Consider the following 13,786-nt stretch of genomic DNA (forward strand, 5'->3'; position numbering starts at 1 on the left):
ATGTCTGTAACCGTAACCCGCGACGGCATTGTTCGCCCACAACCGCAGGACATTCGCATGGAGACAGCCATGCTGCCTTCCTCCTGCCCGCAAAACCACGCGGCGAACCTTCTACCGCTGCCGGATGGCTCACTGATGTGCGTCTGGTTTGGCGGCACACAGGAAGGTATTGCTGACATCTCTGTATGGGGTTCACGTCTGGCTCCTGGCAGCCAGCGGTGGAGCGAGGCGGTAAAACTTTCTGACGATGCGACGCGTTCCGAGCAAAACCCGGTACTGTTCCTGGCCCCCGATAATGTGCTGTGGCTTCTGTGGACCGCGCAGATTTCCGGTAATCAGGACACCGCCATCGTGCGCTATCGCCAGTCTCACGATCTGGGCAACAGCTGGGGCGAAATCAGTACCCTGCTGGATAAACCCGGCACCTTTATCCGTCAGCCGATTGTTGTGCTGGAAAATGGCAACTGGCTGCTCCCGGTGTTTTACTGCCGTACACAACCCGGTGAGAAATGGGTCGGCAACGATGACATCAGCGCGGTAAAAATTTCGGAGGATCGCGGCAAAACCTGGCGTGATGTTGAGGTGCCAGAGAGTCTGGGCTGTGTGCATATGAATATCACTCCGCTCAACAATGGCACTCTCGTGGCCTTATTCCGTAGCCGCTGGGCGGACAATATTTACTACAGTCAGTCAACGGATAATGGCGAGAGCTGGTCTGTGCCAGAGCCCACCACGCTGCCAAATAACAACTCATCTGTTCAGGTGACAACGCTTGCCAGCGGCGAACTGGCGCTGGTGTTTAACCATATGAGTGCAGCCGGTGCACCGGAGAGACGCGCCTCGCTTTACGATGAGATTGACGATGGCGACGGCCGCAAAGAACCCGTCGTCACCCATGGACGCGCGGCCTTCTGGGGGGCTCCGCGTGCGCCGATGACGGTCGCCATTTCACCGGACGGCGGAAAAAGCTGGCCGTGGCAACGTCACCTGGATGAGGGTGACGGCTACTGCATGACCAACAACTCCCTGGAGAAACTGAACCGCGAATTTTCCTACCCGAGCATTAAACAGGGCCCGGACGGTGCGTTGCACATTGCCTATACGTATTTCCGCCAGGCCATAAAATACGTGCGCGTGACCCCGGAATGGGTGAAGGAGTCAGTATGATTATCGGACATCTTAACGCCCTGCCGCAGGCAGGGCTTCCTCAGGCGCTGTACACCATTCTGTCCCGCCCGGACTGCACACTGCAGGCGCTCAGCGCTCGCGATGACGGGCGCTGGCAGCCGGAAAATGCCGCATGGTTTTGCCATATCGGTCCTGCACAAACGCAGCCGCGCGAAGACAGGCACACGGAGTACCACCACCAGTGGGCAGATATTCAGGTTGTTTTAGCGGGTGACGAGTGCATTTATGCAGGCGTGCGTTCCGTTGAGCAGCCAGGCGACGAAGAACGTAAACCCGATCTTTTTATTGCATCGTCTTCTGAACACAACGTTGCGATCCGTCTTGGCGCGGGTGACTTTGCGGTCTTTTATCCCGGAGAGCCGCACCAGGCACTGTGCGCCGTGGATTCGCCAGCGACCGTTCGCAAAGCGGTGTTTAAAATTCCTCGCACTGTGCTGGAGGCCTGAAATGCGTCATGCAGTCGTGACCGGTGCCAGTTCCGGTATTGGTGAGGCGATCGTTAAACGTTTACTGGCGGAAGGCTGGCGAGTGACCGGGCTCAGTCGGCGGCCTGTCGTGCTGGATACGGTTAACTTCACGAGTCTTCGTGTTGATATCAGCGATCCGGTCGCCCTGAATTCCGCGTTACAGACCCTCTCCCCGCCTCAGGCAGTGATCCACGCCGCCGGAATGATGGCAGCCGCACCACTGGGGCATCTGGATAGTGACACCGGCACGATGCTCTGGCGGTTACACGTCCAGGCATGTGAAACCCTGTTTAACCACTTTGCGCCTGGCATGGAGCCAGGCGGTAGATTTGTGGCGATAGGCAGCAGAACGTCCCAGGGCGCAGCAGGACGATCGCAGTATGTTGCCACCAAAGCGGCGATGGTGGGGATGATCAGAAGCTGGGCTGCGGAACTTGCCCCACGTGGGATCACCGCGAATGTGGTCGCCCCAGGGGCAACACAAACGCCGATGTTACGTGCGCCAGGGCGGGAGACGTCTCCGCCGAAATGTCCGCCGATGGGCCGCCTCATCACGCCGGAGGAAGTGGCGGGGCTGGTGAATTTTTTGCTTGGCGAGGAGGCCGCCGCTATCACCGGGCAGGAGATAGTGATTTGCGGCGGTGCGTCGCTTAGCTAGCGCAGGAAAATACGGCCCTTCAGGTACAGCGAGGCCTGGCCGCCAATCAGTACGCGGTCACCGGTTAACTCACAGCGCAAGTCACCCCCTCGCGCCGACACCTGACGGGCTTTCATCTGCGTTTTCCCCAGTTTTTTGCTCCAGTACGGAATCAGCATGCTGTGGGTTGACCCTGTGACCGGGTCCTCCGGCACGCCTTCGCCAGGACAGAAGAAGCGGCTGACAAAATCGTCGTGTTCGCCCGGTGCCGTTACGCAGACCATTTTCCCCAGCGGGATCATGGCGGCAATATCCGGCGTTAAGGCTTCCACCTGCTGCTGGTTCTCCAGCACCACCATATAATCGCGCCCGACGCGCACCTCTGCTGCACCCTCAATGCCCAGTGAACTGAAAAGCAAGGCCGGTGGCGTGTCGACCACTTCCGTCGCCCAGGCCGGGAAGTTTAGCGTCAGCCAGTCGCCGTTGCGTTTCACCGTCAGGTTGCCCACGAATCGCGTCGAAAAGGTAATTTCCGTATGAGGATAATCAAGGTATTCAAAAATGACGTGGGATGCCGCCAGCGTCGCATGGCCGCACAGATTTATCTCATATTGCGTGGTGAACCAGCGCAGCGCAAAGCCCTCGTCGGTGCGGACGAAAAACGCCGTTTCAGACTGATTATGCTGCTGCGCCATCCTGAGTAGTGTCTCATCCGGTAACCACTCTTCCAGCGGGCATACCGCCGCCGCGTTACCGCCGAACGCCTCGTTGCTAAAAGCATCGACCAGATAAAAATCAATCTCCTGCATTCTGTTACCGCCTGTTTTTATTGTGTTGGTCTTTATATTCGATGAAAACAACCGCGTCCGCTACCGTTGTGATAAGGTAAATATTGGGATCTGAGTCACATAATGGTTGAGTTTTCGCCGTTTAAAGCCTTAAGATCGGCCTCTCATCTTTTATCCAACGAATCCCAGACATCCCTATGACAACAAACACTGTTTCCCGCAAGGTCGCGTGGCTACGTGTGGTCACGCTTGCTGTTGCCGCGTTTATTTTTAATACCACAGAATTTGTGCCCGTTGGGCTGTTGTCTGACATCGCAAAGAGTTTCCAGATGGAGACGGCTCAGGTGGGCATTATGCTGACCATCTACGCGTGGGTCGTGGCGCTGATGTCGCTGCCGTTTATGCTACTGACCAGCCAGATGGAGCGGCGAAAACTGTTGATTGGCCTGTTCGTGGTGTTTATCGCCAGCCATGTGTTGTCGTTTATGGCCTGGAACTTTACCGTGCTGGTCATTAGCCGTGTGGGGATCGCATTTGCGCATGCCGTGTTCTGGTCGATCACCGCGTCGCTCGCCATTCGTCTCGCCCCTGCGGGCAAACGCGCTCAGGCACTGAGCCTGATTGCGACCGGAACGGCGCTGGCGATGGTGCTGGGTCTGCCGATTGGCCGCATCGTCGGGCAATACTTCGGCTGGCGCACCACCTTCTTCGCTATCGGTATGGGCGCGCTGATCACACTGGTTTGCCTGATTAAATTGCTGCCAAAACTGCCAAGTGAACATTCCGGTTCGCTGAAAAGCCTGCCGCTGCTGGTTCGCCGTCCGGCGCTGATGAGCATCTATCTGCTGACCGTGATTGTCGTGACCGCGCATTACACGGCGTATAGCTATATTGAGCCGTTTGTACAGGTTGTTGCCGGTTTTAGCGCTAACTTTGCCACCGTCCTGCTGCTGATTTTAGGCGGCGCGGGCATTATTGGCAGCATCCTCTTCGGTAAACTCGGCAATCAGCATGCTTCGGTGCTGGTAAGCGGTGCCATCGGCCTGCTGCTGGTGTGTCTGGTATTACTGATGCCCGCAGCGGGCAGTGAAAGTCATCTGGCGATCCTCAGCATCTTCTGGGGCATAGCGATCATGATTATCGGGCTTGGTATGCAGGTAAAAGTGCTGGCCCTGGCCCCGGATGCCACCGACGTGGCGATGTCGCTATTCTCAGGCATTTTTAATCTGGGTATTGGCGCGGGTGCGCTGGTGGGCAATCAGATCAGCCTTCATGTATCGATGTCGGCGATTGGCTACCTGGGGGCGATTCCGGCACTCGTGGCGCTTATCTGGTCGGTGCTGATTTTCCGTAAATGGCCGGTAGCGATGGAAGAACAGGTGCATCACGGGTGAGTGTTTTGCCGGGTAAGCGCAGGCTACCCGGCAAATAACCTCAGTGGTAGGTTTTAATAATTTCCAGCACGCCGTTAATAATAAACTGCACGCCCATACACACCAGCAGGAAGCCCATCAAACGCGAGATCGCTTCGATACCGCCCTTGCCCACCCAGCGCATAATCGCCCCAGAACTGCGCAATGACCCCCACACAATAATGCCGATCAGAGCAAAAATGATCGGCGGTGCGACAGTCACAACCCAGTCCGGGAAGGTGGAGCCATCACGAACCGTCGAGGCGGAACTGATAATCATCGCGATCGTTCCCGGCCCTGCCGTACTCGGCATCGCTAACGGCACGAAGGCAATATTGGCGCTCGGCTCGGTTTCAAGTTCTTCGGATTTACTTTTAGCTTCCGGCGAATCATGGGCTTTTTGCGCCGGGAACAGCATCCGGAAGCCGATAAAGGCGACGATCAGACCCCCGGCAATACGCAGCCCAGGGATGGAGATCCCAAACGTGTTCATCACCAGTTGCCCGGCGTAGTACGCAACCATCATGATGGCAAACACATACACGGAAGCCATCATCGACTGATGATTACGCTCCGCGCTATTCATGTTCCCGGCCAGCCCCAGAAACAGAGCCACCGTGGTTAACGGGTTCGCCAGGGGCAGCAAAACGACCAACCCAAGACCAATTGCTTTAATCAAATCCACCATAACGCGTCGCTGTCCTTATCCATTTTCAACTCCGCAATTATAGGGGGAAATCTCATGATTCAGCTATCGTCACGACGTAAGGATTGTTTTCACGCCTGAACCATAACACTCCGTTATGTTTATGATTTGAAAGCCGCAAAAAAAGGTTCACGAAACGTTTTAGCAATTCGTGGCATCGGCTGATTCATTCAGTTGACTTATACTTGCCTGAGCAATAATATCTGCCGTGACTAAACTACTTGCCAGGGCAACCATTGTGAAAAGCACCAGTGATCTCTTCAACGACATAATTCCACTGGGTCGTCTTATTCATATGGTTAACCAGAAAAAAGATCGCCTGCTCAATGACTACCTGTCACCGCTGGATATCACCGCAACACAGTTCAAAGTGCTGTGTTCTATTCGCTGCGAAGTGTGTATCACGCCGGTTGAGCTGAAAAAGGTGCTCTCTGTCGATCTGGGTGCGTTAACCCGCATGCTGGATCGTCTCGTCTGCAAGGGATGGATAGAACGAAGCCCTAACCCGAATGACAAACGTGGCGTACTGGTGAAACTGACCAGCGACGGCGCGGCCATGTGTGAGCAATGTCATCAACTAGTAGGACAAACACTGCACCAGGAACTAACAAAAAACTTAACGGCAGATGAAGTGGCAACGCTTGAGCTTTTGCTTAAGAAAATCCTGCCGTAAACAGAAAAAGAGGTATGACGATGTCCAGACGCAATACTGACGCTATCACTATTCATAGCATTTTGGACTGGATCGAAGATAACCTGGAATCGCCGCTCTCCCTTGAGAAAGTGTCAGAGCGTTCAGGTTACTCAAAATGGCACCTGCAACGGATGTTCAAAAAAGAGACCGGCCATTCATTAGGTCAATATATTCGCAGCCGTAAGCTGACGGAAATTGCCCAAAAACTGAAAGAAAGCAATGAGCCGATCCTTTATCTGGCGGAGCGTTACGGTTTTGAATCCCAACAAACCCTGACGCGCACGTTCAAGAACTACTTCGACGTGCCGCCTCATAAGTATCGTATCACCAGCATGCCGGGTGAATCCCGATACCTTTATCCGTTAAAACATTGTAGTTAATCATCGCCTGTAAAGACGTAACCGAGGAAATCATGAACGTTATCGCCTCCGCCGCCCTCGCCTTGCTGGTGCTTGTCTCCAGCCAGGCCTTCGCGGAGCAAACACCCCGTGCAGCACAGCAGAACAATCGTGATGCGATGACCCTGCCGTCCGCACATGACCAGTCCCCCTTTGATTTCAACCACATGGGGGCTGGCAGCGATAAATCCGACGAATTAGGCGTACCGTATTACAACCGGCACGACTTCTGATTCGTTTTTGCCCCGCAGGTGCGGGGCTTTTTTTTGCCTTATCCCTTCACCCGCGCGGTACGACGCACCCGCAAACCAAAGATATTGATATAGAGCCCGGCCATGATCAGCACTGCGCCAAGCAGTTGCAGGGCACTGAGCTTCTCATCCAGCAAAATGGCGGCGCTTGCCAGCCCGACCACCGGCACCAGCAGCGACAGTGGCGCAACACGCCAGGTTTCATAGCGCCCCAGGAGCGAGCCCCAGATCCCATAGCCTACAATGGTTGCCACAAACGCCAGATAGATAAGCGACATAATGGTCGTAATGTCGATCTCAACCAGGCTACTCAGCATGGCGTCTGGCCCGTCAAGAATGAATGAGGCAGCCAAAAACGGCACAATCGGAATTAAGGCGCTCCAGACCACCAGTGACATCACCGCCGGACGCGCATCATGCTGCATAATCAGTTTGTTGAAAATGTTCCCGCACGCCCAGCTTAGCCCTGCCGCCAGCGTCAGCATAAAGCCGAGCAGCGCCACGTGTTGTCCATTAAGGCTGGCTTCGATCAGCACCAGTACGCCAAATACCGCCAGCGTGATCCCTGCAAGCTGTTTGCCCTGCAGACGTTCGCCAAACACAAATGCGCCGAGAATGATGGTAAAGAAGGCCTGGGCCTGTAATACCAGCGAAGCCAGACCAGCAGGCATACCGAACTTAATGGCGCAGAACAGAAAGGCGAATTGACCAAAGCTGATAGTCAGGCCGTAACCCAGCAACAATTTAAACGGTATGTTGGGACGGGCGACAAAAAAGAGTGCCGGGAACGCCACCAGCATAAAACGCAAACCGGCCAGCATCAGCGGGGGCATATTGTGCAAACCCATTTTAATGACCACAAAATTCAGCCCCCATACTACGACCACCAGCATCGCCAGCAGCCCGTCTTTACGTGTCATACCCTGCCCCTGAATTATTAAATTTTTGTAAACACTTCAAGGTAACGAAAAAAACGCGTCACGAGAAGATCATTATTTCTGGCAGTCAGGTGAAGCACTTACGGATAAATCAGGTGCTATACAAGCCCCTTATGTCGTGGTACTCCTGATATAACATAAAAAAAACATAACGATTTTCTGGGCAAGAATATGAAACCATCTCTCAGGCGCTCCACTGCAGCGCTGCTGGCATCGTCATTGCTATTAACCATTGGTCGAGGGGCAACGCTGCCGTTCATGACCATCTATCTCACGCGCGCCTACAGCATGAGCGTCGAGAATATTGGTTATGCCCTGACCATCGCCCTGACCATTGGCGTGGTGTTCAGCTTAGGGTTTGGCATTCTGGCCGATAAGTTTGATAAAAAACGCTACATGCTGATCGCTATCCTGGCGTTTATTGCCGGTTTTGTGGCGATCCCGCTGGTAAATAACGTTACGCTGGTAGTGCTGTTCTTTGCCCTGATCAACTGCGCCTATTCTGTTTTTTCAACGGTGCTGAAAGCCTGGTTTGCCGATGTGCTAACCTCCAGCGAAAAAGCGCGCGTGTTTTCGCTGAACTACAGTTTCCTGAACATTGGCTGGACGGTCGGGCCGCCCATCGGCACGCTGCTGGTGATGTACAGCCTGCAGCTACCCTTCTGGCTCGCAGCCTTCTGTGCCGCGCTCCCGCTCGGGTTTATCCACTTCTTCGTGCAGAAAAGCGTGGCACTGGATACGACACAGCCGACAGCGCCCTGGCAGCCGTCCTTGCTGCTGCGCGACCGCGCCCTGTTCTGGTTCACGCTGTCCGGCCTCCTTGCTTCTTATGTTGGCGGCTCATTCGCCAGCTGCATTTCGCAGTACGTACTGGCGGCAAATGCCGACAGCGATTTTGCCCAGAATGTCGTCGCCGTCGTGCTTCCGGTGAACGCCGCCGTGGTGGTGACGCTGCAGTACGTCGTTGGACGCAAAATTTCAGCCACTAACATTCGTCCACTAATGACTGTCGCCACCCTGTTTTTCATCGCGGGACTCGGCGGGTTTATGCTCTCCGGGGAGAATCTGGTTTACTGGGGCATTGCCGCCGCCGTCTTTACGCTGGGCGAGATTATTTATGCACCGGGGGAATATATGCTGATTGATAACATTGCCCCGCCGGGGATGAAGGCAAGCTACTTCTCTGCGCAGGCGCTGGGCTGGCTGGGCGCGGCGGCCAACCCGATGATCACCGGGATTATCCTGACCCATCTGCCACACTGGTCGTTGTTTGTCATTATGATGGCGGCCATTGTCATTGCCTGGCTGATGATTTTGCGTGGAATGAGCATGAAGGCGTGGTGCGAAACGCCTGACGTAGTGTGAGCCGTTTAACTGCCGGGTGGCGCTGCGCTTACCCGGCCTACGTTCGCGTTCTTGAAGCGCAGCGCCACCCGGCAACAGCAAAAACCTAGTGGTGCAACATCTCCTCCACGACCTGCTCTTTCTCCATCTCGTTCGGGTAATACGTCGGCCAGTTATCCATCTCTTTCAGCAGTGCCTCGTGAGAGGTGTTGCCCATAAAGATATGGAAGTGTGACGAGGCTTTCGGCCCGATGATATGGTCACTGAACTGGACAAATTTCGGTGCCTTGCTGTCAGCATCCTTACACTCGAACAGGTAGCGAACCCCTTTTTTGCCTGAGGCATAGGTCAGGATTTTGTAGCCGTTGTAATCGTACTGGCAGCTGCTCACCGCGTTGCCTTTATGGAATTCCATGACGTTATTTTCAATGCCAATCGAATCCACATCGGTCGCGTAACCGGCACGGTAATAGGTTTTCACCTCGTCAAAGGATTTATGTTTATCCTTCTCCGCTTTCTTTTTAAAGACCGGGTCCAGCGAGCCATCCAGCAAAAACGGATAGACCGACTGCCAGACGCCGTCCCAGTCGGACAGTTTTCTGTCCTTAACGTCTTTATCTTCAAAAACGCCGTTCGCCGCTTTCTGTTCCGCTTCGGTCATCTGGTGACCGTGCGAGTGGGCAAACAGCTGGCCGCTGACCAGCAGCGCCCCCAGAGTCATTGCAAATTTTCCAATACGTATAGCCAAAATAAAACCCTCACTCCGTTTGATGAGAATGAGGATGTTATATTATAACATTTCAGATCGCAACCTGCCCGCGAACCCCTTCCTGCTCCATATTTTCACCCCGCCCCCGCTGGATGATGGTGCCGCGAGACATCAGCAGATAGCTGTCGGCAAGCTCCGCAGCAAAGTCGTAGAACTGTTCAACCAGCAGAATAGCCATATCGCCTCTGTCTGCCAGCTTGCGGATCACCTGTCCAATTTCTTTAATGACCGACGGCTGGATGCCCTCTGTCGGTTCATCCAGAATTAACAACTGCGGCCGACTCGCCAGCGCACGACCAATCGCCAGTTGCTGCTGCTGACCGCCGGAGAGATCGCCCCCGCGGCGGTGCTTCATCTCTTTTAGCACCGGGAAAAGTTGCCAGATTTCGTCCGGCACGCTTTTCGCGTCTCGCGCGCTGAAGCGTGACAGTCCCAGCAGCAGATTTTCTTCGACGGTGAGACGCGGGAAAATCTCGCGTCCCTGAGGCACATACGCCACGCCAGACTGCACACGCTGGTGCGGTTTACTGTGGGTGATCTTTTTGCCCTGCCAGACGATATCACCTGTTCTGGCGGGGATCAGCCCCATCAGACACTTCAGCAGCGTGGTTTTCCCGACACCGTTGCGTCCCAGCAGGCAGGTCACCTCACCGGTAACAGCCTCAAAGCTCACACCGCGCAGAATATGGCTTCCGCCGTAATACTGATTCAGTTCATTAACCTGTAACATCGCGGCTCCTTAGCGTCCCAGATAGACTTCAATCACCTGCTCGTTGGCCTGCACCTCGCGAAGCGATCCTTCCGCCAGTACGCGTCCCTGATGCAGTACCGTAACGTGATCGGCAATGGTTTCCACAAAGCCCATATCGTGCTCAACCACCATCAGGGAATGCTTGCCCGCAAGCGTTCTGAAAAGTTCAGCCGTATATTCAGTCTCCGCGTCGGTCATCCCGGCGGCAGGCTCATCCAGCAGTAACAGATGCGGGTCTTGCACCAGCAGCATGCCAATCTCCAGGAACTGCTTCTGCCCGTGAGAAAGCAGCCCCGCGCGGCGGTCACGTTCCGTGGTCAGGCGCAGCAAAACCAGCATCTCATCGATACGATCGCGTTGCTCACCAGTGAGTTTAGCCCGCAGGCTCGCCCAGACAGACTTGTCGGTTTTCATCGCAATTTCGAGGTTTTCCCACACCGTTAACGCTTCAAACACCGTCGGTTTCTGAAATTTTCGCCCGATCCCCTGTCGGGCAATGGCGGCGGGCTCCAGCGTGGTCAGGTCGGTAGACTGGTCGTAAATGGCTTTCCCGCTTTTTGGCCGGGTTTTACCGGTGATGACATCCATCAACGTGGTTTTCCCTGCACCGTTTGGCCCAATCACGCAGCGCAGCTCGCCGACGCCGATATTCAGTGAAAGGTCCGTCAGCGCCTGAAATCCATCGAAATTCACGTTGATGGCCTCCAGTTGCAGCACCGGATCGGTCTGGTCGCGATAGCGGTCGCCGGGCAACTGGCGGGTAAACAATCCTTCTGCTGGCTGCATTATTTCTCTCCCTTACGCAACAGACCGTAGACGCCGCGCGGTAAAAACAGCGTGACCGCGATAAATATCAGCCCCAGAAACAGCTGCCAGTATTCCGGCATTGTGACGGTAAACACGCTTTTCGCCCCATTCACCAGCGCCGCGCCAATCACTGGCCCTGCCAGCGTGCCACGCCCGCCCAGCGCCACCCAGATCGCCGCTTCTATCGAGTTAGTCGGCGACATTTCGCCGGGGTTAATGATGCCGACCTGCGGAACATACAGTGCCCCCGCCAGGCCACACAGCACGGCAGAAAGCGTCCAGACCAGCAGTTTGAATCCGCGTGGATCGTAGCCGCAAAATGTCAGGCGGTTTTCAGCATCACGAACGGCCGTCAGAATGCGGCCAAACTTGCTCTTCGCCAGCGCAAAACCGATTCCCAGTGCCAGTAGCAACAACAGCACGGTTGCCAGAAACAGCGCTATGCGCGTAGTCGTTGCCGTTACGGAAAAACCGAGCAGCGTGGTAAAGCCGGTAAAGCCGTTATTTCCACCGAAGCCGGTTTCATTGCGAAAGAACAGCAACATGCCCGCGTAGGTCAACGCCTGGGTCATGATGGAGAAATAGACCCCTTTGATCTTCGAGCGAAAGGCAAACCAGCCGAAGACCAGCGCCAGCAGGCCGGGAACCATCACAATCAACACCAGCGCCCAGGCAAAGTGTTGCGTTCCCCACCAGAACCAGGGCAGTTCACTCCATGAAAGAAACGACATAAACGCAGGCAGACCGTCACCCGCCGCCTGGCGCATCAGATACATTCCCATTGCATAGCCGCCCAGCGCGAAGAAAATACCGTGCCCCAGAGACAACATGCCCGCATAACCCCAGACAAGGTCGAGCGCGACGGCCACGATGGCGTAACAGAGGATCTTACCCAGGAGCGTTAGCATCCAGGTCGAGAGCGCCAGCGGGTGGCTGGCGGGCAGCAAGGCGAGAAACGGTAATACCAGCAGGATCGCCACCAGCAGGCTGCCAATAATTTGCGTGGTCCGTGGCGCGCTACGCGCCAGCGTTAAGGTCAGTGGCTGGCTCATTAATCAGTAACCCTCCCTTTGAGTGCAAACAACCCCTGCGGGCGTTTCTGAATAAACAGAATGATCGCCACCAGAATCAGGATTTTGCCTAGAACCGCGCCCATCTGCGGCTCCAGAATTTTGTTGAAAATCCCCAGGCCAAATGCCGCAGCCACGCTTCCTGCCAGCTGGCCTACGCCGCCCAGCACCACCACCAGGAACGAATCGATAATGTAGCCCTGACCCAGTTCCGGCCCGACATTACCTAGCTGGGATAACGCCACTCCGCCTAAACCCGCAATCCCTGAGCCAAGACCAAAGGCCAGCATATCAATACGCCCTGTCGGTACGCCGCAGCAGGCGGCCATGCTGCGGTTTTGCGTAACCGCGCGCACGTTAAGGCCAAGACGGGTTTTATTCAGAATGAGCCAGGTGAAGAACAGCACCAGCAACACAAAACCCAGCACCACGATACGGTTCCACGGCAACGTCAGGTTGGCGAATACCTGTACGCCACCCGAAAGCCAGGCTGGATTGGCAACCTCAAGGTTTTGTGCGCCAAAGGTCATGCGCACCAGTTGGATCAGCATCAGGCTGATCCCCCAGGTGGCCAGCAGCGTTTCCAGTGGTCGACCGTACAGATGGCGGATCACCGTGCGTTCCAGCACCATCCCAATGGATGCGGTCAGAATAAACGCGACCGGCAGCGCCACCACGGGATAGAGCGCCAGCCACTGCGGTGCCAGTTGCGCCATCATCTGTTGCACCATCCAGGTGGCATAGGCTCCCAGCATCAGCATCTCGCCGTGCGCCATGTTGATGACACCCAGCAAGCCGTAGGTGATCGCCAGCCCGAGCGCTGCCAGCAGCAACACCGACCCCAGCGAAAGGCCCATAAACGCCTGCCCCAGCAGATCGCCCCACATCAGACGGTACTTAATATGCTTCAGGCTCTCTTCGGCAGCCGCACGCACGCTGGCATCCGGTTCGTTTTGTGGCTGGGTAAAGGGCATCAGCCTGGACTGAACGTCCGGGTCGTCGGACTGGCCGAGCAGTTCAACGGCCTTGCGGCGCACCTCTGCCTGAGGGTTGTTTACCTGCAGGTTCGCCAGTGCCAGCAGAAGCGACTGCCGCGCAACGTCGTCCGTCTCGCTGTTTGCCCGCTTTTGCAGGAAATCGAGCATTTCTGGCTGGGCATCGCGCTGAAGTTGTTTCGCTGCTGCGCGTCTTTCCGTGACGTTGTCACTGACAAGTTGATGGGTTGCCAATGCGGTGGCAGACAAAACGCGTAGCCGGTTGGTCAGGCGTACCGCTTTGGTTTGCCCTGCTGCCGCTTTTGCGTCGCCCAGCGCAAGCATGTGGCCCTGGCTGCGCGTAAAGGCATGTTTTTGACTGTCGATAAACAGGTTTTCGGTTTGCAGCGCGTGTAGCAATGCCAGCCGCGCCGGTTCCGGCGATGCCGCCCATTGTGTCAGCATCGCTGCCTGCTGGCTGCGATTCGCGGCAACAAAATTATCGGCATCCGATGCCTGCGCCATCCCTGGCAGCAGTCCGGTAAGCCACACAATAGCGATGATCATACGCATGGCGTTCATGACTTTTCTC

The 13,786-nt window shown here is 55.6% G+C and carries 16 protein-coding genes; 8 read left to right on the top strand and 8 right to left on the bottom strand.

The annotated features are described in order from the left end of the window. Genes ABGB15_RS10780 through ABGB15_RS10790 form a run of 3 tightly spaced genes read left to right on the top strand, consistent with a single transcriptional unit; the run spans position 1 to position 2,313 of the window. Positions 1–1,167 (top strand): exo-alpha-sialidase, encoded by a 1,167-nt coding sequence (locus ABGB15_RS10780; RefSeq protein WP_215722049.1) that lies wholly within the window; start codon positions 1–3, stop codon positions 1,165–1,167. Continuing rightward, positions 1,164–1,634: a YhcH/YjgK/YiaL family protein gene (locus ABGB15_RS10785; protein WP_276855101.1), complete on the top strand. Its 471-nt coding sequence runs from the start codon at positions 1,164–1,166 to the stop codon at positions 1,632–1,634. Before ABGB15_RS10780 ends, ABGB15_RS10785 begins: the two co-directional genes overlap by 4 nt. Position 1,635: 1 nt before the next feature. Then, positions 1,636–2,313, top strand: a complete 678-nt coding sequence (locus ABGB15_RS10790; RefSeq protein WP_215722047.1) for an SDR family NAD(P)-dependent oxidoreductase — start codon at positions 1,636–1,638, stop codon at positions 2,311–2,313. Here the strand turns inward: ABGB15_RS10790 and ABGB15_RS10795 are convergent. Next, positions 2,310–3,101: a PhzF family phenazine biosynthesis protein gene (locus ABGB15_RS10795; protein WP_215722046.1), complete on the bottom strand. Its 792-nt coding sequence runs from the start codon at positions 3,099–3,101 to the stop codon at positions 2,310–2,312. The genes ABGB15_RS10790 and ABGB15_RS10795 overlap by 4 nt on opposite strands. Positions 3,102–3,277: 176 nt before the next feature. Here ABGB15_RS10795 and ABGB15_RS10800 point away from each other — a divergent pair, with 176 nt between their 5' ends. Further along, positions 3,278–4,474 (top strand): sugar transporter, encoded by a 1,197-nt coding sequence (locus ABGB15_RS10800; RefSeq protein ID WP_215722045.1) that lies wholly within the window; start codon positions 3,278–3,280, stop codon positions 4,472–4,474. Positions 4,475–4,514: 40 nt separating this feature from the next. Here the strand turns inward: ABGB15_RS10800 and ABGB15_RS10805 are convergent, their stop codons facing one another. Continuing rightward, entirely contained in the window at positions 4,515–5,180 is a 666-nt protein-coding gene (locus ABGB15_RS10805) for a MarC family NAAT transporter (protein WP_152081094.1), read from the bottom strand. 256 nt (positions 5,181–5,436) lie between these two features. On the opposite strand from ABGB15_RS10805, the gene marR reads away from it, so the two are divergent. From marR to marB, 3 genes are read left to right on the top strand one after another with little or no spacing between them, the layout of a single operon-like run. Continuing rightward, entirely contained in the window at positions 5,437–5,871 is a 435-nt protein-coding gene (marR, locus tag ABGB15_RS10810; protein WP_020884159.1) for a multiple antibiotic resistance transcriptional regulator MarR, read from the top strand. Positions 5,872–5,891: 20 nt separating this feature from the next. Then, positions 5,892–6,272, top strand: a complete 381-nt coding sequence (gene marA, locus ABGB15_RS10815) for an MDR efflux pump AcrAB transcriptional activator MarA (protein ID WP_001303241.1) — start codon at positions 5,892–5,894, stop codon at positions 6,270–6,272. Positions 6,273–6,304: 32 nt separating this feature from the next. Then, positions 6,305–6,523 carry a multiple antibiotic resistance protein MarB gene (marB, locus tag ABGB15_RS10820; protein WP_215722044.1) on the top strand — a complete coding sequence of 73 codons (219 nt, stop codon included), beginning with the start codon at positions 6,305–6,307 and terminating at the stop codon, positions 6,521–6,523. Positions 6,524–6,561: 38 nt separating this feature from the next. Here the strand turns inward: marB and eamA are convergent, their stop codons facing one another. Further along, on the bottom strand, positions 6,562–7,461 hold the full coding sequence (eamA, locus tag ABGB15_RS10825) for an O-acetylserine/cysteine exporter (RefSeq protein WP_215722043.1): 900 nt from the start codon (positions 7,459–7,461) through the stop codon (positions 6,562–6,564). Positions 7,462–7,650: 189 nt separating this feature from the next. Between eamA and ydeE the strand changes: the two genes are divergently transcribed. After that, complete coding sequence (ydeE, locus tag ABGB15_RS10830; protein ID WP_215722042.1) at positions 7,651–8,844, top strand: efflux MFS transporter YdeE; 1,194 nt, start codon at positions 7,651–7,653, stop codon at positions 8,842–8,844. Between the two features lie 85 nt (positions 8,845–8,929). On the opposite strand, the gene zinT is transcribed toward ydeE, so the two are convergent. Genes zinT through urtB form a run of 5 tightly spaced genes read right to left on the bottom strand, consistent with a single transcriptional unit; the run spans position 8,930 to position 13,776 of the window. Further along, on the bottom strand, positions 8,930–9,571 hold the full coding sequence (gene zinT / locus ABGB15_RS10835; protein WP_215722041.1) for a metal-binding protein ZinT: 642 nt from the start codon (positions 9,569–9,571) through the stop codon (positions 8,930–8,932). Positions 9,572–9,623: 52 nt separating this feature from the next. Continuing rightward, complete coding sequence (gene urtE, locus ABGB15_RS10840) at positions 9,624–10,322, bottom strand: urea ABC transporter ATP-binding subunit UrtE (protein ID WP_152081089.1); 699 nt, start codon at positions 10,320–10,322, stop codon at positions 9,624–9,626. A 9-nt stretch (positions 10,323–10,331) separates the two neighbouring features. Further along, a complete protein-coding gene (urtD, locus tag ABGB15_RS10845) occupies positions 10,332–11,129 on the bottom strand; it encodes an urea ABC transporter ATP-binding protein UrtD (RefSeq protein WP_152081088.1) in 798 nt (265 codons plus the stop codon). Beyond that, complete coding sequence (urtC, locus tag ABGB15_RS10850) at positions 11,129–12,202, bottom strand: urea ABC transporter permease subunit UrtC (protein ID WP_215722040.1); 1,074 nt, start codon at positions 12,200–12,202, stop codon at positions 11,129–11,131. Before urtC ends, urtD begins: the two co-directional genes overlap by 1 nt. Further along, complete coding sequence (gene urtB / locus ABGB15_RS10855) at positions 12,202–13,776, bottom strand: urea ABC transporter permease subunit UrtB (protein WP_152081086.1); 1,575 nt, start codon at positions 13,774–13,776, stop codon at positions 12,202–12,204. The genes urtC and urtB overlap by 1 nt, the downstream gene beginning before the upstream one ends. Positions 13,777–13,786: the final 10 nt, after the last annotated feature.

Origin of the sequence: Enterobacter sp. MALB-1 (genome assembly GCF_041021625.1) — a bacterium.
In the GTDB taxonomy this organism is placed as follows: domain Bacteria; phylum Pseudomonadota; class Gammaproteobacteria; order Enterobacterales; family Enterobacteriaceae; genus Enterobacter; species Enterobacter oligotrophicus.

Excerpts from the sequence above, each read along its gene's own strand:
- urtE (WP_152081089.1), bottom strand. The coding sequence starts at position 10,322 with ATGTTACAGGTTAATGAACTGAATCAGTATTACGGCGGAAGCCATATT.
- urtB (WP_152081086.1), bottom strand. The coding sequence starts at position 13,776 with ATGAACGCCATGCGTATGATCATCGCTATTGTGTGGCTTACCGGACTG.
- ABGB15_RS10795 (WP_215722046.1), bottom strand. The coding sequence starts at position 3,101 with ATGCAGGAGATTGATTTTTATCTGGTCGATGCTTTTAGCAACGAGGCG.
- ABGB15_RS10805 (WP_152081094.1), bottom strand. The coding sequence starts at position 5,180 with ATGGTGGATTTGATTAAAGCAATTGGTCTTGGGTTGGTCGTTTTGCTG.
- marA (WP_001303241.1), top strand. The coding sequence starts at position 5,892 with ATGTCCAGACGCAATACTGACGCTATCACTATTCATAGCATTTTGGAC.
- ABGB15_RS10780 (WP_215722049.1), top strand. The coding sequence starts at position 1 with ATGTCTGTAACCGTAACCCGCGACGGCATTGTTCGCCCACAACCGCAG.
- ABGB15_RS10800 (WP_215722045.1), top strand. The coding sequence starts at position 3,278 with ATGACAACAAACACTGTTTCCCGCAAGGTCGCGTGGCTACGTGTGGTC.
- eamA (WP_215722043.1), bottom strand. The coding sequence starts at position 7,461 with ATGACACGTAAAGACGGGCTGCTGGCGATGCTGGTGGTCGTAGTATGG.
- marB (WP_215722044.1), top strand. The coding sequence starts at position 6,305 with ATGAACGTTATCGCCTCCGCCGCCCTCGCCTTGCTGGTGCTTGTCTCC.
- ABGB15_RS10790 (WP_215722047.1), top strand. The coding sequence starts at position 1,636 with ATGCGTCATGCAGTCGTGACCGGTGCCAGTTCCGGTATTGGTGAGGCG.
- urtC (WP_215722040.1), bottom strand. The coding sequence starts at position 12,202 with ATGAGCCAGCCACTGACCTTAACGCTGGCGCGTAGCGCGCCACGGACC.
- ydeE (WP_215722042.1), top strand. The coding sequence starts at position 7,651 with ATGAAACCATCTCTCAGGCGCTCCACTGCAGCGCTGCTGGCATCGTCA.
- ABGB15_RS10785 (WP_276855101.1), top strand. The coding sequence starts at position 1,164 with ATGATTATCGGACATCTTAACGCCCTGCCGCAGGCAGGGCTTCCTCAG.
- urtD (WP_152081088.1), bottom strand. The coding sequence starts at position 11,129 with ATGCAGCCAGCAGAAGGATTGTTTACCCGCCAGTTGCCCGGCGACCGC.